Source organism: Micromonospora citrea (genome assembly GCF_900090315.1).
GTDB lineage: Bacteria > Actinomycetota > Actinomycetes > Mycobacteriales > Micromonosporaceae > Micromonospora > Micromonospora citrea.
The window spans coordinates 1937379-1961600 of sequence record NZ_FMHZ01000002.1 but is presented as its reverse complement, the minus strand read 5'-3'; the positions used below and the strand labels follow the sequence as shown (position 1 = coordinate 1961600).

Here is a 24222-nt window from a genome sequence, read left to right as displayed (position 1 = left end):
CGCGCCCGGCGCCCGGCGACGCTCCGGCCCGCATGCGCGGTGGCTCCGGCTCCTCGGCGAGGCCGGGTACCCGGCGTCGCCTGTCGGCCTGCCCGGCGGGCGTGACCGGCGAGGCCGGGGGCGGGGCGTCGCCTGTCGGCCTGCCCGGCGGGCGTGACCGGCGAGGCCGGGGGCGGGGCGTCGCCTGTCGGCCTGCCCGGCGGGCGTGACCGGCGAGGCCGGGGGCGGGGCGTCGCCTGCCGGCCCGTCCGGCGGGCGTGACCGGCGAGGCCAAGGGCGGGGCGTCGCCTGTCGGCCCGCCCGGCGGGCGTGACCGGCGAGGCCAGGGGCGGGGCGTCGCCTGTCGGCCTGCCCGGCGGGCGTGACCGGCGAGGCCGGGTACGGGGCGCCGCCTGTCGGCCTGCCCCGGCGGGCGCGACCCCGGCGACCACGGTCCGACGTGGGGGAGCGGCGGGTGCAGTAGGCTCGGCACGATTCCCGGCCACCCTGCGGTGAACGGAGGGGATCGGGCCGGCCGTCTGGCGGGTCAACCGGACGGAACAGTCGCGCGGGTAGGGGAATGGTTGTGGTTGTGCGTCATGTGGTGGATCTCGTGCCGGGCCCCATCGGTGCGTGATGTCCCACCTCGACCCCTACGGCAGCGCCGAGCCCCGCGGCTGGGACCGCCCCGACGCCCCCGCCCCCGCCCCCGCCCTGCCCTGGCCCGAGCCGGAGATCGAGCCCGGCCCGTGGCACCGCCGGCCCGGCGGCGCGCCTGACGTGTACGCCGAGCCGCACACCCGCCCCCGCCCCCAGGTCGACGCCCACCCGGAGCCGACCGGGACGGACCGCGCCCCGTACGACCGCCCGGCCGGGACGAACGGCCACCACCCGGACGCCTCCGAGTATCCGACGACCCAGCTGGAACCGGTGCGGGACGTCGAGCCGGAGCCCGAGCCCGCGCGCCCCCCGGGCCGGCGGCAGCGCGGCCGACGGCGGGCCAGCGTCGACCGGCCCCCGACCCAGCAGCCCGCGCCGGGCCGGGCCGGGCGCAACCTGCCCGCCGCCGTCGCGGTCGGGGTGAGCCTCGGCGCCCTGGTCGTGGTTCCGCTCTTCTTCTTCCGGCTCGGGTTCCTGCTCGTGGTGGCCGGCGCCGTGGCCGTCGGCAGCTGGGAGATGGCCCGGGCGGTACGCCGCAGCGGCGCCCACCCGCCGCTGGTGCCGCTGATCGCCGGCGGGGTGCTCACCGTCGGGCTGGCCTGGTTCGCCGGCCCCGACGCGCTCAGCCTCGGCCTGCTGGTCACCGTGCTGGGCACGATGGTCTGGCGGCTCGGCGACGGGCCGCGCGGCTTCCAGCGCGACCTGACCGCCGCCACCCTGATCGCCGTGTACGTGCCGTTCCTCGGCGGCTTCGCCGCGCTGCTGGCTGCGGTGCCGGAGGACGGCCACCTGCGGGTGCTGGCGACGCTGGTCGCGGTGGTCCTCTCCGACACCGGCGGGTACGCCGCCGGCGTCTCCTTCGGCAAGCACCCGATGGCCCCCTCCGTGAGCCCGAAGAAGTCCTGGGAGGGCTTCGCCGGCTCGGTCACGGCCGCGGCCCTGGGCAGCGCCCTGCTGCTCTGGCTGCTCTTCGACGTGGCCCCGTGGTGGGGCGCGGTCTTCGGGCTGGCGGTCTCCGGCGCGGCCGTACTGGGCGACCTCGCCGAGTCGATGATCAAGCGGGATCTCGGCGTGAAGGACATGAGCAACCTGCTCCCGGGGCACGGCGGCCTGATGGACCGGCTCGACTCGATCCTCTTTGCGCTGCCGACCGCGTACCTGCTGCTGGCGGTCTTCGTCCCGGTGTTGGAGTGAGGCGTGAATCACCCGGCGTCGGTGGGCCCGTCCGGGCGGTGGGGGTCGATTCGGCACCTCCGGACAGGTGCGTCGGCCGTCCGGCGTGACAGACTGGACCCGCCATGACGAGCCTGCCCCTGATCCCCGCAGACCCCGACGCCCCCGGGCGACGACCCGCGATGCCTCCCCGTCACCTCGCCGACCTCGACCTCGCCGGCCGCCGTGCGCTGGTCACCGAGCTGGGGGAGCCGGCGTTCCGCGCCAAGCAGGTCTCCACCCACTACTTCGGTCGGCTGGTGCGGGATCCGGCGGAGATGACCGACCTGCCGGCCGCCACCCGGGACAGGCTCGCCGACCAGCTCCTGCCGCGGCTGCTCACCCCGGTCCGCGAGCTGGCCTGCGACGACGGCGCGACCCGCAAGGCGCTCTGGCGGCTGCACGACGGCTCGCTGGTGGAGAGCGTGCTGATGGGCTACCCGGACCGGGTCACCGTCTGCATCTCCAGCCAGGCCGGCTGCGGCATGGCCTGCCCGTTCTGCGCCACCGGCCAGGCCGGGCTGACCCGCAACCTGTCCACCGCCGAGATCGTCGACCAGGCGGTCTACCTGGCCGGCGTGGCCGCCTCCGGCGCCGTGGCGGGCTCGCCGCCGCGCCTGTCGCACGTGGTCTTCATGGGCATGGGCGAGCCGCTGGCCAACTACTCCCGGGTGATCGCCGCGATCCGCCGGCTGGTCGCCCCGGCGCCCGAGGGCCTCGGGTTGTCGCAGCGCCACATCACCGTCTCCACGGTCGGCCTGGTGCCGGCCATCCGCCGACTGGCCAGCGAAGACCTCTCGGTGACCCTTGCGTTGTCGTTGCACGCGCCCGATGATGGGCTGCGCGACGAACTGGTGCCCGTCAACCAGCGCTGGAAGGTGTCCGAGGTGCTGGACGCGGCGTGGGACTACGCGGCACGGACGGGGCGGCGCGTGTCGATCGAGTACGCGATGATCAAGGACGTGAACGACCAGCCGTGGCGAGCCGATCTGCTCGGACGGCTGCTGGCCGGGAAGCTGGCCCACGTGAACCTCATCCCGCTCAATCCGACTCCGGGCAGCCGCTGGGACGCCAGCCCGAAGCCGGTGGAGCGGGAGTTCGTCCGGCGGTTGCGCGAGGCCGGGGTGTCGACGACGGTGCGGGACACCCGGGGTCGCGAGATCGACGGAGCGTGTGGGCAGCTCGCCGCCGCCGTCGACAACAGGGACACCGATCGGACCGGGGAGACCGCGTGACCGGGCGTGGCGAACGAGACCAGGAGACATAGTGGCGAGTCAGGGTCAGCGTTTCCGGCGTAAGGCGCTCCGCCGGGGATACAAGGTCGACGAGGTCGACGCCTTCCTGGACCGGGTCGAGGCGACGCTCGACGGCCGGCCGGTGGGTGCCCCCGTCGCCTCCCAGGAGGTCCACGACGTCGTCTTCCGGGTCCGCTTCAACGGCTACGACGAGTGGCAGGTCGACCTGCACCTCGACCGGGTCGAGCGGCAGCTGGCCGAGCTGGAGGAGCGCGGTGGCGCCGGTGGTCGCGGCGGTGATCCCCGGATGGGCGACCGGCTCGGCCCGCCGGACCGGATGGGCCCGCCGGCGCGCGACGACCGCGGCATGTCTCCGGTCCCGCAGCCGATGCCGCCCCGGCCGATGCCCGCGCAGGCCGGCCCTCCGCCCGCCGACCGTTACGGCCGCTACGAGGAGCCCACCGGCGCCTTCGCCGGTGGTTACGACGGCCCCCGTGGCGGCTACGAGCCGGCGCGCGGTCCGGGCGGTCCCGGCCCGATGGGTCCGGGCGCTCCGATGGGCCACGGCGGTCCGCCGCCGCGCGGCCTGCCCGCCGGCCCCGGCGCCTACGGCGACGGCCCGGGTGGCCCTGGCGGCTACGGTGACGGTCCCGGCGATCCTCGGGGTGGCTACGGTGACGGCCCGGGTGGCCCTGGCGGCTACGGTGACGGTCCCGGCGATCCTCGGGGTGGCTACGGTGACGGCCCGGGTGGCCCCGGCGGTTACGGCGACGGGCCCGGCGGACCCGGTGGATACGGCGACCCTCGGGGCGGTTACGGCGACGGCCCCGGCGGCTACGGTGACGGTCCCGGCGATCCTCGGGGCGGTTACGGTGACGGCCCCGGTGGCTACGGCGACGAGCCGCGCTTCGACGGCTTCGAGGCTGGCCGGCGCGGCCGTGCCGACATGACGGCCGAGATCCGGATGTCCGAGCGGGAGCTGCGCGACATGCGCGGCCGGGGCCCGGCCGGTCCGCCCCCGCAGCAGGGCTTCGGCGGCCCGCCGCCGATGGCCGGCCCGCCCATGGGTGGCCCGCCGGTGGGTGGCCCGCCGGTGGGTGGCCCGCCGCTGGCCGGCCCGCCGCCCACTGCCGGCCCGCCCATGGCCGGCCCGCCCGGCAGCGACCTCTACCGCGTCGACCAGATCCGCCGCAGCTTCCAGGTGCGCCGGTTCGGCAGCGGCTACGACCCCGACCAGGTCGACCGGTTCTTCGACAGCCTCCTCGGGGGCATGCAGGGGCGCAACCCGATGCCGGTGAACCCCAAGGAACTCGACTCGCTGCGCTTCCCGCTGGTGCCCGGCGGCTACTTCGAGGCCGAGGTCGACGCCGCGCTCAAGGACGTGCAGGACATCCTGTTCGGCCGCTGACCCGCGTACGACGAGGGCCCGCTCCCCGGTCGGGGGCGGGCCCTCGCGCGTGTCACCTCCGGCGCGCGCGACGCCGGCTGGCGGGGTGCGGTCAGGACCGCAGGCCGTTGCGCCGCAGCACGGCGTCGCCGATGACGATGACCAGCAGCAGCACGGCCAGGCCGACCAGCCAGATGTCCTCGACCCTGCCCTCGTGGTTGCCGCAGAGCATCGCCAGCAGCGCCAGCGCGGAGAGCACCGCGCCGATCCGCCCGGACTTGCGGTGCCCCGGCTTGTGCTGGTCTGGCGACGTTACCGGCTCGCTTCCTGCCACTGTCGGTCCTTCCCTCGCGATCGGATCTCCGGTTAGTCTGGCACGCCCCGTGCCAGGCTCGGCGGTGGGTCCGGCCGGACGAGGCGGAACGCACGGTCCCGCGCCGACGGCTCGGCGGGGCGCCGGCACGGCGTACGTGGTGCGGGGCGCGGGTCCAAGGTCCCGACCGCGCCGGGCCGGGCGGCACTACCGGCGTCGCGGGGCGGTCGCCAGACTCCCTCCGGTAGCGTTTCGGACGTACACCTTTTGTTTGTCTTCGAGGGGGAACTGCGGTGCGAGTGACCGGTACGGGACACGCCAGCATGCGGATCGACACGGCCGCGGGCAGCATCCTGTGCGACCCGTGGGTCAACCCGGCCTATTTCGCGTCGTGGTTTCCGTTCCCGGACAATTCCCTGCTCGACTGGGAGACCCTCGGCGACGTCGACTACCTCTACGTCTCCCACCTGCACCGGGACCACTTCGACGCCGCGCACCTGAAGCGCTTCGTGTCGAAGTCCGCGACCGTGCTGCTGCCAGCGTTCCCCACCTCCGAGATGGAGGACGAGCTGCGGGAGCTGGGCTTCACCAGGTTCCTGAAGGCGCCGAACGAGCAGGTCGTCGAGCTGGACGGCGGCCTGAAGGTCATGATCCAGGCGCTGACCAGCCCGACCGACGGCCCGATCGGCGACTCCTCGCTCTGGGTGGAGTACGACGGGGTGCGGCTGCTCAACCAGAACGACGCCCGCCCCACCGACCTGAGCGTCTTCGCCGAGCTGGGCCACGTGCACGCGCACATGCTCCAGTTCTCCGGCGCGATCTGGTACCCGATGGTCTACGAGCTGCCGCAGGCGGCGAAGACGGCGTTCGGCAAGCAGAAGCGGGACCGGCAGTTCGACCGGACGTGGCGCTACATCGACGACCTGAAGGCCGACCACGTCTTCCCGATCGCCGGACCGCCGTGCTTCCTCGACGACGAGCTGTGGCAGTTCAACGACATCCACGGCGACGAGGGCAACATCTTCCCCGACCAGTCGGTCTTCCTGAGCGAGTACGCCAAGGTCGGCGGCACCAACGGCGTCGTGCTGCTGCCGGGCAGCGTCGCGGAGATCACCACCGAGAGCTGCGAGACCAGCCACCCGGTGCCGGTCGAGGAGTTCTTCGCGAACAAGGTCGCGCACCTGGAGGAGATGCGGGAGCGCAAGCGGCCGGTCATCGAGGCCGAGAAGGCGTCCTGGCGGCACCCCGAGGTCGACGTGCTCAAGGAGATGCAGCGCCGGATCGAGCCGCTGCTGGAGGAGTCGATCTACCTGGCCAAGGGGGTCGGCGGTCCGGTCCGCTTCGACCTGGTGGGCTACGACGGTGAATCGGTCGAGTCCATCGTGGTGGACTTCCCGGGCAAGCAGGTCCGGCCGTACGCCGACGAGAAGGTGCGCTACCGGTTCCGCACCGAGCGGGCGCTGATCGAGCACCTGCTGCACATCGGCGAGGTGGACTGGGTCAACTCGCTCTTCCTCTCCTGCCGCTTCTCCGCCGCCCGGATCGGTCAGTACAACGAGTTCGTCTACGCCTTCTTCAAGTGCCTTTCGCAGGAGCGGCTCCAGTACGCCGAGGGCTGGTACGACGAGCACGAGCGGACCAGCGACGCCGAGGACATCACCCTGGGCGACTGGGTGGTGCAGCGGCGCTGCCCGCACCTGAAGGCGGACCTGACCCGCTTCGGCATCGTCGACGGTGACCAGCTCACCTGTCAGCTGCACGGGTGGCGGTTCGACCTCGCGAGCGGCCGCTGCCTCACCAGCGTCGGCCACAAGATCCGCGCCCACCGCGTCGACGCCGACCCCCCCGCCCCCGCCGGCGAATCCGCCAGCTGACCCGCCCGCCCGCTCGCCCCCACCTCCGGCGATCTTGCACTTCCTGCCCCCGCAAAAGCCGCAAAGGCCGCGAACGGCGGGCCGAAAGTGCAAGATCGCGGGCGCGAGGGGGTGCGAGAGGGCGCGAGAGGGCGCGAGAGGGCGCGAGGGGGCGCGAGGGTCAGCGGGTCAGGTCGGTGAGGATGCGGCGGGCGGCGTTGTGGCCGGCGGCGCCGATGACACTGCCGGCGGGGTGGCAGCCGGCGCTGCCGGCGTAGACGCCGTCGATGCCGGTGGCGTACGGCATCCGATCGGTGAACGAGACGGTGTTGTCGACGTGGTGGATGTGCCCGCCGGTGATGCCGAAGTGCGCCTCGATGCCGGGCGGCGGCAGCGGCACGGCGTCGGCGATCAGGTCGCCGGTGCCCGGGGCGTACCGCTCGCAGATCGCGACCAGCCGCTCGACGTAGCCGGGCAGCGCCGCGTCCCACGTGGTGCCGGCCGGCTCGTAGGGGACCGACTGGACGAAGAGCGCGGAGGAGTGGTGGCCCCGACCGTCGGAGAGTGACGGGTCGACGGTGGTGTGCAGGTACCACTCGATGGTCGGCTCCTCGGGCAGCCGCCCCGCCTGGACGTCGGCCCACATGGCGCGCAGCGCCGCCATCGGCGACTCGCCGCCGCCGACCAGCGACTGCGAGCCGGGCAGCAGGTGGATGGTCGACCCGAACGGGCTCGGCGCGTCGGCCGGCAGGCAGGCGAAGCGCGGCAGCCCGGTCAGCGCCAGGTTGAGCTTGAGGGTGGTGCCGGGCCGGCGGACCGCCGCCATCCGCTCGGCCAGCGGCGCCGGGAGCGCCCCGTCGGGCAGCAGGTCCATCAGCCGGTACGGGTCGCACGCGCCGAGGACCACCCTGGCGGCCACCTCCCGCCCGTCGGCGAGGACCACGCCGCTGGCCGCGCCGCCGGCCAGGGTGATCGCGTGTACCGGCGCTCCGGTGCGGATCGTCGCGCCGGCCGACCGCGCCGCCTCGGCGAAGGTGCGCGCCACCGTGCCCATCCCGCCCTCGGCGATCATCCACGTGCCGTCGGAGCCGGGGAGGCGGCACATGTTGTGCACGAGGAAGTTGTGGCCGGTGCCCGGGTCGTCGGGCCCGGCGTTGAGCCCGGACAGGCCGTCGGTGACCGCGTACATGCTGACCAGCAGCTCGGAGCGGAAGTCGAAGCGGGCCAGGTGGTCGGCGACCGAGCCGCGGACCAGGTCGACGAGCACCTGCCGCAGTGCCGGCCGGACGTACCGCTCGGCGGTCTCCTCGACCGGCAGCGGCTCGGCCAGCCAGGCCGGCGCGAGGTCGGCGCGCAGCGCGGCCAGCTCGGCCTGGAGGGCGTCGTCGGCGGCCACGTCGGCGGGAGAGAAGAACTTCGCGAGCTGCGCCCGGGTGGCCGCCGTGTCGCTGCCGAAGAGCAGGTACGGCGAGCCCTCGGGGCCGGGCGTGGGCAGGAAGTAGTGCGGGTCGCGGCGCAGCACCGGGATGCGCACGTCGAGCGTGGCGAGCAGCTCCGGCGGCATCAGCCCGAGCAGGTAGGAGCCGGTGGAGTGGCGGAGCCCGGGCACCTTCGGAAACGGGTTCTCGGTGCGGGTGGCCCCGCCGATCACCTCGGCGGCCTCCAGGACCAGCACGTCGAGCCCGGCGCGGGCGAGCAGGATCGCGGACACCAGGCCGTTGTGCCCGGACCCGACGATCACCACGTCGGCCCGGGTCGGCAGCTCGTCGCTCATGCCGGGGGAGCCTAGTGCCCGTCGACGCCGTCGGTCAGCCCTTCGCGGCAGGCCGGGCGGACGCCGCGCCAGGCCGCCCCGCCGACCCCGTCGGTCAGCCCTCGCGACAGGCGGCTCTGCCGCCGGCGGTCAGCTGGGCGCTGCGCCGGTTCGCCGTCCTGGCCGGGCGGGCGCCCCGCCGGGTCGCTCGCCGCGCAGGGCGGCGGCGAACGTCGCCAGCTCCAGCTCGAACAGCGGCTCGGCCTCGGTGACGGCCCAGGCGAGCTGGCCGAAGACCTCCATGGCGACCAGCCCGTAGAGCCGGGTCCAGCCGGAGAGGAAGGCGTACGCGACCTCGATGGGCACGTCGCCGTGGCTCAGCCGCAGCGGTTCCAGGCGTCCGCCCAGGCGCTCCCGGAGCAGCTCGGCGGGCGGGGTGGGGAAGGGGGACCGGTGCCAGAGGTCGATGATCGGCTGCACGAAGACCGCCCCGAAGCGGGCGCCGGGGTGCTCGGGGTCGGCGCAGTCGTCGACGAAGGCGTCCAGCCCCGGAACCCGGGCGCCGAAGATCAGCCCGAACTCGGCGGGGTGGGTCACCGACCAGGCGCGGAACGCCCGGCTCATGGCCAGCAGCCGGTCGACCGGCTCCGCTCCGGCGTCGTCCCGGGCCGACTCCAGCCGCGCCCGCAGCTCGTCGTAGAGGTCGCCGGCGAGGGCCGCGACCAGCGCTTCCAGGCTCGGGAAGTAGCGGTAGATGGCGGGTGCCGTCATGCCCATGTCCCGGGCGATGGCCCGCAGCGAGATCGCCTCGATGCCGCCGGTCACCAGAAGCCGTCGTGCCCCGTCCTTGATCTCGGTGACGGTCGCCGAGCGCAGGCGTTCGCGCCGGGACGGTGCGGTCATGTGGCCAACCCCCTTGACCAACGCAAACGCCGTTGTAATAGTTAACGGCGTTCACTCGAATGAGCGATGGTTACAGCTTAGCCGTCGGCGGAGGGGGAGGCGAATGTTCGCCTGGTGGGGACAAGCGTTGGTGCGGCTGCGCTGGGCGGTGCTGGCCGCCGCCCTGGTGGTGGTCGCCGTCGGCTCGACCTGGGGGGCCGGGGTCTTCGGGCAGCTGACCGGGGGCGGCTACGACGACCCCGCGAGCGAGTCGAGCCGCGCCGCCCAGCGGATCACCGCCGAACTGGGGCCGCAGGGCGCCGACCTGATCGTGCTCTGGAGCAGCGACGGGGCCACCGTCGAGCAGCCGGCCTTCCGCGACCCGGTCACGGCCACCGTGACCGGGCTGCGCGCCCGCCCCGAGGTCACCAGCGTCACCACCTGGTACGACACGCGGGCGCCCGCGCTGCTGTCCACCGACCGCCGGGCCACGTACGCGCTGGTCCAGCTCCGGGCCGCCGACGAGGACGGCAGGACCGCCGCGTACGACGACCTGCGGCCGGCCCTCGCCACGCCCGGCCTGCGGACCGAGGTGGGCGGCACGGTGGCGTTCCTGCACGAGGCGAACCGGCAGACCACCGAGGACATCACCCGGGCGGAGATCCTCTCCATGCCGGTGCTGCTGGTGCTGCTCGTGCTGATCTTCGGCGGGCTGGTGGCCGCGTCCACCCCGCTGCTGATCGGCGGGCTGGCCATCCTCGGCGCGTTCGTCGCCGTCCGGCTGGTCAACATGGTCACCGACGTGTCGATCTTCGCCATCAACGTCATCACCCTGATCGGCCTGGGCATGGCGGTCGACTACGCCCTCTTCGTGGTCAGCCGGTTCCGCGAGGAGTTGGCCGCCGGGCACGACACGCCGGCCGCCATCCGCCGCACCATGGCCACGGCGGGGCGGACGGTGCTGGTCTCCGGGCTCACCATCGCGCTCGCCATGGCCAGCCTGCTCATCTTCCCGCAGGCGTTCCTGCGGTCGATGGGGCTCGGCGGGATGGCCGCCGTCCTGGTCGCCATGCTGGCGACGCTGACTGTGCTGCCGGCCCTGCTGGCGGTGCTCGGCCACCGGATCAACGCGCTGCGCGTACCGCTGCCGGGGCGGCGTGCGGCGCGGGGCGGGCGGCCGGCGGCGGGGGAGACGGGCGGCGCCTGGGCCCGGATCGCGCGCAGCGTGATGCGCCGTCCGGTGCGCTACCTGGTCGGGGTGACCCTGCTGCTCCTGCTGCTCGCCGCGCCGTTCCTGCGGATCACCTTCGGCGGCTTCGACGAGCGGGTGCTGCCCGGGGACGCCGCGCCCCGGGTCGTCTCCGAGCGGATCGCCGCGGAGTTCCCCGGCGGCACGGTCGCGCCGATCGACGTGCTGGTGTCCGGGGCGTCCCCGGAGCAGGTACGGCCGTTCGCCGACCGGGTGGCCGCCGTGCCCGGCGTGACCGGCGTGACGGTGGCGGCCAGTCGGGGGACGTCGACGCTGCTGACGGTGACCTACCCGGGCGAGCCGACCGGCGACGTGGCGCAGGACGTGGTCGGGGCGCTGCGCGACCTGCCCGCGCCGGGCGGCGCGGAGGTGCTCGTCGGGGGCCGTCCCGGCGCCGACCGGGACCTGCTGGACAGCCTCGGCGACCGCCTGCCCTGGATGGCCCTGCTGATGGCCGCCGCGACCCTGGTGCTGCTCTTCCTCGCCTTCGGCTCGGTGGTGCTGCCGGTCAAGGCGGTGCTGATGAACCTGGTGTCGATCGGCGCCTCGTTCGGCGTGGTGGTCTGGATCTTCCAGGACGGGCACCTCGCCGACCTGCTCGGCTTCACCCCGACCGGGTTCATCGAACCCAGCAACCCGATCCTCATGCTCGCCGTGCTCTTCGGGCTGGCGACCGACTACGAGGTGTTCCTGCTCTCCCGGGTGCGCGAGGAGTGGGACCGGACGGGGGACAACACCGCCTCGGTGGCTGCGGGGCTCCAGCACACCGGTCGGATCATCACCGCCGCCGCGCTGCTGCTGATCGTCGTGGTGGCCGGCTTCGCCACGGGCGGGATGGCGTACATCAAGCTCATCGGCATCGGGATGATCGTGGCGATCGTGGTCGACGCCACGCTGGTGCGGGCGCTGCTGGTGCCGGCCACCATGCGGCTGCTGGGCCGGTGGAACTGGTGGGCCCCGGGCCCGCTCGGCCGGTTCTACCGCCGGTACGGCATCCGGGAGGGCGCCGAGCCCGAGCCGGCCGGGCGTCACCCCACGTCCATCGGATAGGGGCTTCCGTGGGTGCCCCGTCGGCCCTACCGCCGACGGGGCTCCCGCGACCGGGCGCGGGCCGTGCGCCAGCGGGAGAGGGCGAGGGTGGCGGAGTAGCCGGCGAGCACGATCACGTGGAACACGTAGAGCCAGAGCAGGACCGCCACGCCCGCGCCGATCTCGTCGAAGCCGCCGAACGGCACGCCCAGGTCGATCGGGAGCGAGGCGAACAGCACGAAGCCGTGCAGGAAGCCGGAGAGGTTCGCCGCCGTGAACGACCCGACGCCCAGCGCGGAGAGCCAGTCCGGCGACGCCGGGCCGACCACGCGGAACACCCACAGCAGCACCGGGGTGAGCACCAGCCAGACCGCCAGGAACGACAGCACCACGCCCAGCGCGCCGCTCCACCCGCCCTGCCGCACCAGCCCCGTCGTCGTGGGCAGCGCGAGCAGGACCGACAGCAGCAGGGCCGGGGCCGGGGCGAGCAGCGGGAGCAGCAGCAGGCGGCCCCGCCACCCCACCAGCGACTCGTCTCGGCGCGGGGCCGCCACGGAGACGAAGGCCCGACGAAGCCCCTCGCCGTAGAGCGACGCCGGCAGCAGCGACGCCAACGCCAGCACCGGCGTCAACCCCACCCCGGCCTCGACCAGCGCGGCCACCGCGTGCGGCGCGCCGATCTCGTCCGGCAGCGTCCGCACGGCGTACGACGTGAGCCGGCGGACCCGGTCGGCCCCCGCCAGCAGTGAGGTCAGCCAGATGGCCAGCAGGGCCACCGGCACCACGGCGATCGCCCCGTAGAAGGTGATGGCGGCGGCGTGCAGCGACAGGTCCCGGCCGCGCAGCGGACGGAACGCCGCATTGGTGATCTGCTTCGTCCGCTGCCATCCGCCGCCCATCGCGGCTCCATTCCCCGTACCGCCCCGCGTCACGCACCGCATCGCCGACCGAGACCGGTTCGACGCCCGACCCGCCCGGGAATCCGCCGCGCCCGTACGCCGGGAGCCGCCGGACGGGTCGCGTCCGGCGGCTCCGACGTGCGCGTGCGGCGGTGGTCAGCCCAGCGGCGCGGTCTCGCCGCCGCGGAGGGTGGCGTAGTAGCAGCCAGTGGTGGGCAGGCTCGTCGCCGCCGGCGGGGTCACCCCGTCGTAGAGCGCCAGCAGGAAGTTCTGCGGGCAGCGCCGGGTGCTGCCGGTGCGGATGCCGAAGTGCAGGTGCGGCCCGGTGGAGTTGCCGGTGTTGCCGGTGAGGCCGAGCTGCTGCCCGGGCGCCACGGACGCGCCGTTCGCGACCGACCACGCCGAGAAGTGGCAGTAGGTGTAGACGGCCCCGTCGGTGCCGGTGAGGTTGACGCCCTGGCCGCAGGAGCTGTCGTTGATGATCGTCACGGTGCCGGCCCGCACGGCGTACGCCCTGGTGCCGGTGCCGACCGGGAGGTCGATGGCGGGATAGTCGTGGTGCGGGTCGTCGTACTCGCTGCGCGGCAGCGCGCTCTGGGGCAGCGGCAGGGCGAAGCCGGGGTTGCCGGCGGTGGTGGAGGTGATCCGGACGGCGTCCGCGACGACGTAGCCCGCGGCGGTGGTCCAGCGGCTGACCCCGACGACGGGGCGGTCGCCGGCCGCCAGCGTGAAGGTGCCGAGGGCGACCCAGCGGCCGCCGTTGGCGCGCTGGTCCACGACCACCGTCTGGTTGCCGGCGGCGGTCGCCACGATGAACGGGGTGGCGCTGTTGTATCCGGCGTCCGCCGGGTACCACACCTCGACCAGGTGCGCGCCGGTGGCCGCGACCGACGCGCTGAACCAGGCGGCGTCGCTGCCCCCGGTGTAGGGCGTGGCGAAGCGGTAGTCGGCGCCGTACCTCTGGCCGGCCCAGGACGACGTGCCCCAGTTGGCGCTGGCGGCGAAGCGGCCGGCGGTCGTGTTGTCCACGGTGGTGGTGGCCGCGGACGCGGGCCCGGCCGGGCCGAGCAGCACCATGGCCGTGGCGGTCAGCCCGGCGACCAGGGCGCGTGTGGCGGTGGCGATTGTCACGAGGTGCCTCCGAGATCGAGGGGGACGGCAGGGCGGGGTGGAGGTATTCAACCAACAAGCATCGATGATCGTAAGAGAGCTACATAGATCGACATCGGTTGGTCGAGGTTCAATAGGATCGCCGTCATGACCGTTCTCACCACGGAGCGCCTGGTGCTGCGGGAGTGGACCGCCGACCCGGCCGACCTGGCCCGGATCTTCGACATCTACTCCCGGCTCGAGGTCACCCGGTGGCTGAGCGCGCCGGGGCTGCCCCTGACCGACCCCGCACGGGCCGCCGACCGGTTGCAGATGTGGCGGGAGCGGCACGCGGGGCACGGCGGCCGGTACGGCACCTGGGCGATCGAGGTCCGCGAGACGGGCGTGGTGGCCGGCACCGTGCTGCTCAAGCCGCTGCCGGGGCGCGACGAGGGCGTGCCGACCGAGGACATCGAGGTGGGCTGGCACCTGCACCCCGACTCGTGGGGCCACGGGTACGCCACCGAGGCGGCCCGGGCCGTGGTGGCGCGGGAACTCGCCGCCGGCGCCCGGGAGGTCCACGCCGTCGTGGCGCCCGGCAACGAGGCGTCGATGGCGGTGGCCCGCCGGCTCGGCATGACCCACGTGGGCCGCCGCACCGACTGGTACGACGGCGTTTCGGTGGAGACCTTCGTGCTGACCGGCGTGCACCGGGTGTGCGATCCCGGACGGCCGGGACTGCGGCGGCTAGGCTGACCTGAGCAGAATGTCCACCGAGGGGGTGAGCCCGGCTTCCCGTTCGCCGTCGACCCGGCCGACCTTCTCGACGAGGAGGCGCCGGAGGAGGGCGCGGACGCGCCGGGGGAGCAGGCCGACGCGGAGGGCTGAGGCTCCCCGTGGGCGCCCGGCGGCGTTGGGGAAGAATGTCCGGGTGACTTCGCCCCGGGAACTCGTCCTGCTCGGCTCCACCGGTTCGATCGGGACACAGGCCATCGACATCGTGCGTCGCAACCCGGACCGGTTCCGGGTGGTCGCGCTCGGCGCCGGCGGCGGCAACGTCGAGCTGCTCGCCGCCCAGGCGCTCGAACTCGGCGTCGACGCGGTCGGGGTGGCCCGGGCCAGCGCCGCGCAGGACCTCCAGCTCGCCTTCTACGCCGAGGCGAGCCGGCGCGGCTGGGCCACCGGCGACTTCAGGCTGCCGAAGATCGTCGCGGGCCCGGACGCCATGACCGAGCTAGCGCAGTGGCCCTGCGACGTCGTGCTCAACGGCGTGGTCGGCTCGCTCGGGCTCGCGCCGACCCTGGCCGCGCTGCGCGCCGGACGTACCCTCGCGCTGGCCAACAAGGAGTCGCTCGTGGCCGGCGGCCCGCTGGTGAAGACCGCGGTGACGCGGCCGGAGCAGATCGTGCCCGTCGACTCGGAGCACTCGGCGCTGGCCCAGTGCCTGCGCGGCGGCACCCGGGGCGAGGTGCGGCGGCTGGTCGTCACCGCCAGCGGCGGCCCGTTCCGGGGCCGGCGACGCGACGAGCTGACGCGGGTCACGCCGGAGCAGGCGCTGGCGCACCCGACCTGGAACATGGGGCCGGTCGTGACGATCAACTCCGCCACGATGGTCAACAAGGCGCTGGAGGTGATCGAGGCGCACGAACTGTTCGACGTGCCGTACGCCGACATCGCCGTGATGGTGCACCCGCAGTCGGTGATCCACTCGATGGTCGAGTTCACCGACGGCTCCACGCTCGCCCAGGCCAGCCCGCCCGACATGCGGCTGCCGATCGCGCTGGGCCTCGGCTGGCCCGACCGGGTGCCGGAAGCCGCCGCCGCCGTCGACTGGACGACGGCGCACACCTGGGAGTTCGCCCCGCTGGACGACGAGGCGTTCCCGGCGGTGGCGCTGGCCAAGGCCGCCGGCGAGGCCGGGCGCTGCCGGCCGGCGATCTACAACGCGGCGAACGAGGAGTGCGTGGCCGCGTTCGTGGCCGGCCGGCTGCCCTTCCTCGGCATCGTCGACACCCTCCGGCGGGTGTTGGAGGACGCTCCCGACTTCGACGAACCAGGTACCGTCGAGGACGTGCTCGCGGCGGAGTCGTGGGCGCGCGCGCACGCGCAGGAGATCATCATCGCGGGTTCGGTGGAAGGAGCTTGATGGCGTACCTGCTCGGGGTGGTGCTCTTCGCCCTCGCGATCCTCATCTCGGTCAGCCTGCACGAGGCGGGGCACATGCTCACCGCCAAGGCGTTCGGCATGAAGGTCACCCGCTACTTCGTCGGCTTCGGTCCCACGCTCTGGTCGTTCAAGCGGGGCGAGACCGAGTACGGCGTCAAGGGCATCCCGCTCGGCGGCTTCTGCAAGATCGTCGGCATGACGCCGCAGGACGACGACGTCGACCCGGCCGACGAGCCGCGCGCGATGTGGCGCTACCCGGTGTGGAAGCGGACGATCGTGATGTCCGCCGGCTCGATCACCCACTTCGCGCTCGCCCTGGTCACCCTCTGGGTGATCGCGGTCACCGCCGGCCTGCCCAACCCGGACTTCCCCAGCACCGAGGCCGAGATCCGCAAGGAGCCGGCGGTCATCCAGCTGTCGAAGTGCGTGGTCCCGGAGAACACCCTCCGCGAGTGCACCACCGCCGACCCGGCCAGCCCCGCCGCGCAGGCGCAGCTGCGCGACGGCGACCGGATCACCGCGATCAACGGCGCGCCGATCGCGGACTACGGCCAGTTGCTCACCACCCTGCGCGGCCTCAAGCCGGGCGACACGGCGCAGATCGCGTACGTGCGCGACGGCCAGCCGGGCTCGACCAGCGCGGTGCTCGCGCAGACCCAGCGCCCGCCGCTGGACGACCCGAAGGGCCAGGTCGGCGCGGTCGCCGCGCTCGGTGTCGGGCTCGTCCCCAGCACCCCGACCCGGGTGACGTACGGGCCGGTCGGCGCGTTCGGCGCGACCGCCGACTTCACCGGCGAGATGGCGGTCAACACCTTCGAGGCGATGAAGCGCATCCCGCAGAAGGTCCCGGCCCTGTGGACGGCGATCACCGGCGGCGAGCGGGACATGGACACCCCGATCAGCGTGGTCGGCGCGAGCCGGCTCGGCGGCGAGGCGGTGGAGAACAACGCGTGGCTGCTGTTCTTCATGCTCTTCGTCTCGCTGAACTTCTTCATCGGCGTGTTCAACCTGCTGCCGCTGCTGCCGCTGGACGGCGGCCACATCGCCATCGCCTGGTTCGAGCGGGCCCGCTCCTGGCTCTACGCCCGGATCGGCCGGGCCGACCCCGGCCGCGTCGACTACCTGAAGCTCATGCCCTTCACGTACGCGATGATCCTGATCGGCGGCGCGTTCACGCTGCTGACCATCACCGCGGACGTCGTCAACCCGATCACGCTCTTCTCAAGGTGAGTGCCTGAAGTGACCGCTGTCAGTCTCGGTATCCCCGCCGTGCCGCCCCCGCCGCTAGCCCCGCGTCGGGCCAGCCGCCAGATCATGGTCGGTCCGGTGCCGGTCGGCGGCGGCGCGCCGGTGTCCGTGCAGTCGATGACCACCACCCTCACGGCCGACGTCAACGCCACCCTCCAGCAGATCGCCGAGCTGACCGCGTCCGGCTGCCAGATCGTCCGCGTCGCGGTGCCGAGCCAGGACGACGTCGAGGCGCTGCCGGCGATCGCCAGGAAGTCGCAGATCCCGGTCATCGCCGACATCCACTTCCAGCCCAAGTACGTCTTCGCCGCGATCGACGCCGGCTGCGCGGCGGTCCGGGTCAACCCGGGCAACATCCGCCAGTTCGACGACAAGGTCAAGGAGATCGCCAAGGCGGCCGGCGACGCGGGCGTGCCGATCCGGATCGGCGTGAACGCCGGCTCGCTGGACAAGCGGCTGCTCGCCAAGTACGGCAAGGCCACCGCCGAGGCGCTGGTCGAGTCGGCGCTGTGGGAGTGCTCGCTGTTCGAGGAGCACGGCTTCCGCGACATCAAGATCTCGGTCAAGCACAACGACCCGGTGGTGATGATCCGGGCCTACCGCCAGCTCGCCGAGAAGTGCGACTACCCGCTGCACCTGGGCGTCACCGAGGCCGGCCCGGCCTTCCAGGGCACCATCAAGTCGGCGGTCGCCTTCGGCGCGCTGCTGGCCGAGGGGATCGGCGACACCATCCGGGTCTCGCTCTCGGCCCCGCCGGTGGAGGAGATCAAGGTCGGCGCCGCGATCCTGGAGTCGCTCGGGCTGCGCGAGCGCGGCCTGGAGATCGTCTCCTGCCCGTCCTGCGGGCGGGCGCAGGTCGACGTCTACAAGCTCGCCGAGGAGGTCACCGCCGGCCTGGAGGGGCTGCCGGTGCCGCTGCGGGTCGCCGTGATGGGCTGCGTCGTCAACGGTCCGGGCGAGGCCCGCGAGGCCGACCTGGGCGTGGCCTCCGGCAACGGCAAGGGCCAGATCTTCGTCAAGGGCAAGGTCGTCAAGACCGTGCCGGAGGCGCAGATCGTGGAGACGCTCATCGAGGAGGCGCTGCGCATCGCCGACGAGATGGGCGCCGAGCTGCCCGAGGAGCTGCGCGGCCTGCTCCCGGGGGCGACCGTCACCGTGCACTGAAGCGTCCGTCCCGCCGGCAGGCGGGTGTGGGGCCACCGAAGGGGTGGCCGCTCCGTCGGGAGCGGCCACCCCTTCGCCGTACGCGGGGCCGGATGGCGGGAAGGCAGATGCAAACCGTACGTACGTCTTGTTAAGGTCCCCGGGTGCGACTCCTTCCTGAACCGGGCCCGGCCCGGATCCTCACCCTCGGCACCCTCGTCCGCACCGTCGGGCGCGGCCTGTGGCTGGTGGCCAGCGCGCTCTTCCTCACCCGCTCGGCCGGCCTGAGCGCCACCGAGGTCGGGCTCGGGCTGACCGTCTCGGCCCTGGTCGGCCTGCTGGCCAGCGCCCCCGCCGGCTACCTGGCCGACCGGCTGGGCCCCCGGGCCACCCAGGTCGTCGCGCTGGTCGTCGGCGGCGTGCTGACCACCGCGCTGCTGGCCGTCGGATCGCTTCCCGCGTTCCTCGCCGTCGGCGCGGCCACCGCCGTCGCCGACGCCGCCGACCGGGGCGCCAAGGGAGCGCTCATCGCCGGCTCCGTCCCGGCCGACCAGCGCGTCCGCACCCGCGCCTACCTGCGGGCCACCACCAACGTCGGGATCTCGGTGGGCGCCGTGCTCGCCGGCTTCGCGCTGGCCGCCGACACCCGGGCGGCGTACGCGGCGCTGATCCTCACCGCCGCGGTAACCTACCTGCTCGCCGCCGCCGTCTTCACCCGGCTGCCGTACCTTGCGCCCACGCCCGCCCCCACGCACGGCCCCCGGCTGATCGCGCTGCGGGACCGGCCGTTCCTGGCGTTCACCGTGCTCGACGGGCTCATGTCGATGCACTTCGGGCTGCTCAACATCGCCCTGCCGCTCTGGATCGTCGGGCACACCCGGGCACCGGCCTGGGTGCTCTCCGGGCTGATGCTGGTCAACACGCTGGTGGTGGTGCTCTTCCAGGTCCGCGCCGCGCGCGGCACCGAGAGCCTCACCGGCGCGGCCCGGGCGGCCCGGCGCGCCGGGCTCGCCATCGCCGCGGCCTGCGTCCTCTTCGCCGCCAGCGGCGGACGCTCCACGGGCGTCGCCGTCGCGCTGCTGGTCGGCGGCGCGCTCGCGCACGTGGTCGGGGAACTGTGGCACTCCGCCGCCGGCTGGGGGATCTCCTTCGGCCTGGCGCCGGAGAACGCCCACGGGCAGTACCAGGGCGCGTACAGCATGGGCTACGAGCTGGGCAAGATGGTGGCGCCGGTGGTGGTCACCACGCTGGCCGTCGGCTGGGGCGGGCCGGGGTGGCTGGTGCTCGGCGCCCTGTTCCTGTCGCTCGGTGCCCTGGTGCCCGGAGTCGTCGGCTGGGCCGCCCGCAACCGGTCCGCGGCGCCCGATCCCGCGCCGGTCGCGGTGCCGTAGTCCCTCTCGTCACTCGCCCGGCGGGGCGGGGGGCGGATCTGGCAGGCTGGTAGCCGTGCTGACGGTGCCGGTACGGCAACTCGGAGAGTCGGAACGCCGCGCTGTCGAGCGGCTGCTCGACCTCGACCCGTTCGCGGGCGCGCAGGTCGCCGAGCGGGTCGCCGCGCGCGGCCTCGCCTGGTGGCGCGCCGAGGGGCGGGTGCTGGGCTACGGCACGCGCCGCAACCTGGAGTCCGTCTGCTGGATCGGCGGCAACCTCACCCCGGTGCTGGCCACCGAGCCGGCCGTCGCCGCGTACGCCGACCTGCTCGCCGGCGAGGAGCGGCTCTGCTCGTCCATCGTGGGCCGGGCCGACGCCGTGCTCGGCCTCTGGGACCGGCTCTGCGACGTCTGGGGGCCGGCCCGGGACGTACGCCCGAACCAGCCGTTGCTGGCCACCGACGCGCTGCCGGCGCTGCCGGCGGACCCGCAGGTGCGGCGGGTGCGCGGCAGCGAGATCGACCGGCTCTTCCCGGCGGCCGTGGCGATGTACACCGAGGAGGTGGGCGTCTCGCCGCTCGCCGACGACGGCGGCCGTGGCTACCGGCGGCGGGTCACCGACCTGGTCCGGGCCGGCCGGGCGTACGCGCGGTTCGTCGACGGCCAGGTGGTGTTCAAGGCCGAGCTGGCCGTCGTGACCCGCCGGACCGCCCAGGTGCAGGGGGTCTGGGTGGCCCCCGAGTGGCGGGGCCGGGGCATCGCGACGGCGGCGATGGCGGCCGTGGTGCGCGACGCGCTGCTGCGGGTCGCCCCGACCGTCAGCCTCTACGTCAACGACTTCAACGCCCCGGCCCGCCGGGTCTACGAGCGCTGCGGCTTCCGGCCGGTCGGCACGCTGGCCACCGTGCTCTTCTGAGCCGCCGGGCATGGCCCGGACCAGCGCTGTGGCGCTGCTCGGCATCGTCCGCCGGGTCGCCCGGACCTGACCCGTCCACCCGGTGTCGCATGCGCGACCGGCGGCGTCGCGCGGGCGGTGGGTGGGCCGTAAATGCGTTGAAAGGGACACCCCGACCGAGCAGGCTGGACGCTCCGTCGCCGTCTTCCGGAAGGACTCCTGATGCGTCTGCTCCGGGACCTGTGGGCCACCTCGCCCCGCCGCATGGCGGTCGTGACCTTCCTGATCGTGTTCGGCGCCGGCGGTCAGGCCGCCGCCGCCGCGCTGGCCGGCCCCGTCCTGGTGCACCGCGCCGGCGGGTTCTTCGCGCTGCTCGCGGCGGCGCTGGTCGCCGCCGTGCTCAGCGACCTCGTGGTCAGCCTGATGATGGCCGGGCTGACCGCCGACTGGTCCGCCGACGTGCGCCGCCGGCTGTGCCGGGTGGCGCTCGGGCAGGACCTGCCGACCCTGGAGACCACGCCGGTCGGCGAGCTGCTCGACCGCATCGACGGCGACGTCTACCAGGTCGCCGCCGCAGTGCGCAACCAGGGCGTACGGATCACGCAGGGGCTGACCGCCGGCCTGCTCTCGACGCTGGTCGCCCTCGCGGTCTGGTGGCCGGCCGGGGTCGGGATGCTGCTGCTCGCCGTGCTGCTCACGGTCGGCCTGCGCAAGCCCACCGCACGCATCGGCCCGGCCCGGATGGCGGAGGAGGAGGCGTGGTCCGACCTCGCCGCCGTCATGGAGGAGGCCGTCCACGGCCAGGACGACGTGCGCACCAGCCTGGCCCGGCCGTACGTGCTGCGCCTCTACGCCCGGCGGGCGGCCGAGGTGCTCGACCGCGGCGTGCGCGTGTGGCGGATGTCCGCCCGGGTCACCACCGTCGCCGCGGGCGCCAGCGTCGCCGCGATCGCCGCCGTGGTGCTCGGCGGAGCGTGGGCGCTGGTCGGCGGCCGGATCGACGGGGCCCGGCTCACCGCGGTCTGGCTGCTCGTGATCGGGTTCGGGATGACCGTCGAGCACGTCAGCCGGATGGTCCCCGAACTCCAGTACGCCCTCGGCGCGTGGGGCCGGGTGCAGTTGCTGGCGGGTGCCCCGCAGGAGCCCGTGGGCGGGGCCGCCCCGACCGAGGGCGACCTGCGCGTCCGCGGCCTCACCTTCCGCTACCCGAGCGGCGAGTCGGACGGCGGGCGCGGCCCCGCGCTGCGCGACGTCGACCTGACGTTCACCCGGGGCCGCTCGTACGCGCTGGTCGGCCGGACCGGCTCCGGCAAGTCCACCCTGGCCAAGGTGCTCACCCGGGCCGTCGACGTGCCACCCGGGACGGTCTTCCTGGCCGACCGCGACCTGCGGGACCTCGACGTCGAGCAGTTGCGCCGGTGGATCGCCGTGGTGCCCCAGCGCACCGAGATCCTCGCCGGCACCCTGGTCGAGAACGTCGCGTTGTTCGAGCCGGAGCTGCACGAGGCCGCCGCCCGGGCGCTGCGTGAGCTGGGCCTGGCGGGCTGGATCGCCGAGCTGCCCGACGGCCTGGAGACCCGGCTCGGCGAGGGCGGGCACGTGCTCTCGGCCGGGCAGGAGCAACTGGTCGCCTTCGCCCGGATCCTGGTGCGTGACCCGCACGTGGTGATCCTCGACGAGGCCACCGCCCGTCTCGACCCGGTCACCGAGGCGCGGGTGCAGCAGGCCACCGAGCGGCTGCTGCGCGACCGGATCGGAATCGTCATCGCGCACCGCCTCTCGTCCGTGCGCCGCTGCGACGAGGTCGTGGTGATGGCCGACGGGGCGGTGGTCGAGGCCGGCCCGCTGCGGGAGTCGGAACGCTTCGCCGAGCTGCTCGCCACCAGCCACGCCACCGCGTACGCGCACGCCGGTTCGGTGACCCGGTCCGGCGGCGTGGACCTGCTGACCGGCCCGTCCGAGCCGTGGCCGCCGGCCGGCCCCGACGCGGTCGAGCCGCCGGCGAGCCCGGACGCGGCCGGGTCGCCGGCCCTGCCGGACGCGGCCGTGCCGCCGGCGGCGGGCGACGGCGGCGGGGCGCGGGGCGGCGACGGGGCGTCGGCGGCGCACGAGGGCGAGGCGTCCGCGGCGTCGGCCCCGCCCCGCGGGCTGCGGGGTCTGCGGGAGCTGCGCGAGGTCCTGCGGCTGTGCGTCAACGACCCCCGGTACGGGCTGGCCTCGCTGTCGCTCTTCGTGCTGCTGGTGATCCTGGGGCTGGACGGCCCGGTGCTGCCCTGGCTCTGGGCCGACCTGGTCGACGGCGTCGGCGAGCCCTGGTTGCCGGCGACGGGGATCGTCGCCGCCCTGCTGGTCACCGTGCCGGTGCACTGGTTCACCGGCTACCGGTTCCCGCAGTGGTGGGTCCGGCAGATGCTGCGGATCAGCCTGCGGCTGGTGCACGGGCAGACCGGGCCGCGCCGGGTCAGCGGCCACACCCCGGCCGAGGTGGTGGCCCAGGGCGGCGACACCGAGCGGGTGGTGCAGCTCGCCGACAACGTCAGCGACCAGGGGATCTCCCTCGTGCTGCTGGCCGCGATGACGGCCGTGACCGGCAGCGTGGTGCCGGGGCTCTTCTTCGCCGGGACGATGCTGGTGTCCGGACTGGTCGCGACGCTGTTCGGGCCCCGGCTGGAACGCTCCGCGCGGGCGACCGTCGCGGCCCGGGCCGCGTTCGCCACCGCGCTGGTCTCCACGCTGTCGGCCGCCCGTACGGTGAAGCTCGCCGGTGCGACCCGCCCGGTGCTGGCCCACCTGGCCGACCTCGACGTGGTCCGCAGCGACCGGCAGCGCCGGGAGATCGCGGTGCAGGTGTGGTCGCGGTCGACGCCGTCGATGGTCAGCGGCCTGCTGCCGATCGGCGCGTGGGCGCTGTACCTGGCGGGCGAGCTGTCGGCCGGCGCCACGCTGGTGGTGGTCGCCACCCTGGCCGCGGCCCGCTGGTTCGCCTGGACGACGGCGTCGCTGATCTCGCAGATCCCCTCCGCGCGGGTGTGGACGCGGCGGACCGTGGCGATGACCGGAGTCAGGGCGTGGTCGGCGGCGGTGCCGGACGTGGACCTGGGCGCGGGCACCGCCCCGGCGCCCGAGGTGCCGCCCCGGCGGCCGCTGCGTCGGCTGGAGCTGACCGGCTTCGGCGTCCGCCACTCCGACGGGACGGTGGCCGTCCGCGACGTCGACCTGACGGTGGAACGCGGCCAGCTCGTGCTGGTCGTCGGGCCGGTCGGCGCGGGCAAGTCGTCGCTGCTGCGGGCGCTGGCCGGCATCGCGCCGCACACCGGCCTGCTGACCTGGAACGGCGAGCCGGTCACCGAGCCGGAGCTGTTCCTGCGCCCCAACCAGGTGGGCTACGTCGGCCAGCTGCCCCGGGTGCTCTCCGGCACGGTGGCCGACAACATCACCCTCGGCCACCAGGTGGACGCCGCCGCCGCGGTGTCGACCGCCCAGCTCGACCACGACCTGGCGGCGGCCGGGGGCGGGTTGGGGCTGCTGATCGGGCACAAGGGCACCCGGCTCAGCGGCGGGCAGCTGCAGCGCCTCGCGCTGGCCCGGGCGCTCGCGCCGCGTACCGAGCTGCTGGTCGCCGACGACGTGTCCTCGGCGCTCGACGTCACCACGGAGCTGGCGCTCTGGCAGGCCCTGCGCGAGCACGGGGTGACCGTGGTGGGCTCGACCTCGAAGCGGGCGGCCCTGGTCCGGGCCGACCACGTCGTGGTCCTCCTCGCCGGCACGGTCGCCGCCCAGGGCCCCTGGCGCGACCTGGAGCCCCACTGGTCCCACCTCGCCGGCTGACCCCGCCCTCCCGGCTCCCCCCGTCTTCGGGG

17 protein-coding genes are annotated in these 24222 nt (G+C 74.5%); 12 read left to right on the top strand and 5 right to left on the bottom strand.

Annotated elements, in window-relative coordinates; translation table 11 throughout:
* The first annotated feature begins 615 nt into the window (after window positions 1-615).
* The 3 genes from GA0070606_RS09005 (at window position 616) to GA0070606_RS08995 (ending at window position 4494) form a co-directional block, all read left to right on the top strand.
* Window positions 616-1833 carry a phosphatidate cytidylyltransferase gene (locus GA0070606_RS09005; RefSeq protein ID WP_091096738.1) on the top strand — a complete coding sequence of 406 codons (1218 nt, stop codon included), beginning with the start codon at window positions 616-618 and terminating at the stop codon, window positions 1831-1833.
* Window positions 1834-1937: 104 nt separating this feature from the next.
* A complete protein-coding gene (rlmN, locus tag GA0070606_RS09000; RefSeq protein ID WP_091096736.1) occupies window positions 1938-3086 on the top strand; it encodes a dual-specificity RNA methyltransferase RlmN in 1149 nt (382 codons plus the stop codon).
* A 31-nt stretch (window positions 3087-3117) separates the two neighbouring features.
* The gene (locus tag GA0070606_RS08995; RefSeq protein ID WP_091096734.1) at window positions 3118-4494 is read left to right on the top strand and encodes a DivIVA domain-containing protein; all 1377 of its coding nucleotides are present in this window, start codon (window positions 3118-3120) and stop codon (window positions 4492-4494) included.
* 91 nt (window positions 4495-4585) lie between these two features.
* Here GA0070606_RS08995 and GA0070606_RS08990 read toward each other — a convergent pair whose 3' ends face one another.
* Window positions 4586-4807, bottom strand: coding sequence for a DUF2631 domain-containing protein (locus GA0070606_RS08990; RefSeq protein WP_091096732.1), 222 nt, complete (start codon window positions 4805-4807; stop codon window positions 4586-4588).
* 272 nt (window positions 4808-5079) lie between these two features.
* Between GA0070606_RS08990 and GA0070606_RS08985 the strand changes: the two genes are divergently transcribed.
* Window positions 5080-6660 (top strand): Rieske 2Fe-2S domain-containing protein, encoded by a 1581-nt coding sequence (locus tag GA0070606_RS08985; RefSeq protein WP_091096730.1) that lies wholly within the window; start codon window positions 5080-5082, stop codon window positions 6658-6660.
* A gap of 160 nt (window positions 6661-6820) precedes the next feature.
* On the opposite strand, the gene GA0070606_RS08980 is transcribed toward GA0070606_RS08985, so the two are convergent.
* Window positions 6821-8413 (bottom strand): phytoene desaturase family protein, encoded by a 1593-nt coding sequence (locus tag GA0070606_RS08980; RefSeq protein WP_091096728.1) that lies wholly within the window; start codon window positions 8411-8413, stop codon window positions 6821-6823.
* Window positions 8414-8542: 129 nt separating this feature from the next.
* Window positions 8543-9295 carry a TetR/AcrR family transcriptional regulator gene (locus tag GA0070606_RS08975; protein WP_091096726.1) on the bottom strand — a complete coding sequence of 251 codons (753 nt, stop codon included), beginning with the start codon at window positions 9293-9295 and terminating at the stop codon, window positions 8543-8545.
* A gap of 103 nt (window positions 9296-9398) precedes the next feature.
* Between GA0070606_RS08975 and GA0070606_RS08970 the strand changes: the two genes are divergently transcribed.
* Window positions 9399-11573 (top strand): MMPL family transporter, encoded by a 2175-nt coding sequence (locus GA0070606_RS08970; protein WP_091096724.1) that lies wholly within the window; start codon window positions 9399-9401, stop codon window positions 11571-11573.
* A 26-nt stretch (window positions 11574-11599) separates the two neighbouring features.
* Here the strand turns inward: GA0070606_RS08970 and GA0070606_RS08965 are convergent, their stop codons facing one another.
* Entirely contained in the window at window positions 11600-12451 is an 852-nt protein-coding gene (locus tag GA0070606_RS08965) for a YhjD/YihY/BrkB family envelope integrity protein (RefSeq protein ID WP_091096722.1), read from the bottom strand.
* A 156-nt stretch (window positions 12452-12607) separates the two neighbouring features.
* Window positions 12608-13582 (bottom strand): golvesin C-terminal-like domain-containing protein, encoded by a 975-nt coding sequence (locus GA0070606_RS33210; protein WP_281190620.1) that lies wholly within the window; start codon window positions 13580-13582, stop codon window positions 12608-12610.
* A gap of 126 nt (window positions 13583-13708) precedes the next feature.
* On the opposite strand from GA0070606_RS33210, the gene GA0070606_RS08955 reads away from it, so the two are divergent.
* The 7 genes from GA0070606_RS08955 to GA0070606_RS08920 all read left to right on the top strand — a co-directional run bounded on the left by GA0070606_RS08955 (window position 13709) and on the right by GA0070606_RS08920 (window position 24190).
* Complete coding sequence (locus tag GA0070606_RS08955; RefSeq protein ID WP_091096720.1) at window positions 13709-14296, top strand: GNAT family N-acetyltransferase; 588 nt, start codon at window positions 13709-13711, stop codon at window positions 14294-14296.
* A 175-nt stretch (window positions 14297-14471) separates the two neighbouring features.
* Window positions 14472-15686: a 1-deoxy-D-xylulose-5-phosphate reductoisomerase gene (gene dxr, locus GA0070606_RS08945; protein ID WP_091096716.1), complete on the top strand. Its 1215-nt coding sequence runs from the start codon at window positions 14472-14474 to the stop codon at window positions 15684-15686.
* Window positions 15686-16936, top strand: a complete 1251-nt coding sequence (locus GA0070606_RS08940) for a M50 family metallopeptidase (RefSeq protein ID WP_091096714.1) — start codon at window positions 15686-15688, stop codon at window positions 16934-16936. The genes dxr and GA0070606_RS08940 overlap by 1 nt, the downstream gene beginning before the upstream one ends.
* A 9-nt stretch (window positions 16937-16945) precedes the next feature.
* Window positions 16946-18118, top strand: a complete 1173-nt coding sequence (gene ispG / locus GA0070606_RS08935; protein WP_091096712.1) for a flavodoxin-dependent (E)-4-hydroxy-3-methylbut-2-enyl-diphosphate synthase — start codon at window positions 16946-16948, stop codon at window positions 18116-18118.
* A gap of 143 nt (window positions 18119-18261) precedes the next feature.
* Complete coding sequence (locus GA0070606_RS08930; RefSeq protein ID WP_091096710.1) at window positions 18262-19488, top strand: MFS transporter; 1227 nt, start codon at window positions 18262-18264, stop codon at window positions 19486-19488.
* A 55-nt stretch (window positions 19489-19543) separates the two neighbouring features.
* On the top strand, window positions 19544-20383 hold the full coding sequence (locus GA0070606_RS08925; RefSeq protein WP_091096708.1) for a GNAT family N-acetyltransferase: 840 nt from the start codon (window positions 19544-19546) through the stop codon (window positions 20381-20383).
* A gap of 201 nt (window positions 20384-20584) precedes the next feature.
* Window positions 20585-24190: an ATP-binding cassette domain-containing protein gene (locus GA0070606_RS08920; protein ID WP_091096706.1), complete on the top strand. Its 3606-nt coding sequence runs from the start codon at window positions 20585-20587 to the stop codon at window positions 24188-24190.
* The last annotated feature ends 32 nt before the right edge of the window (window positions 24191-24222 follow it).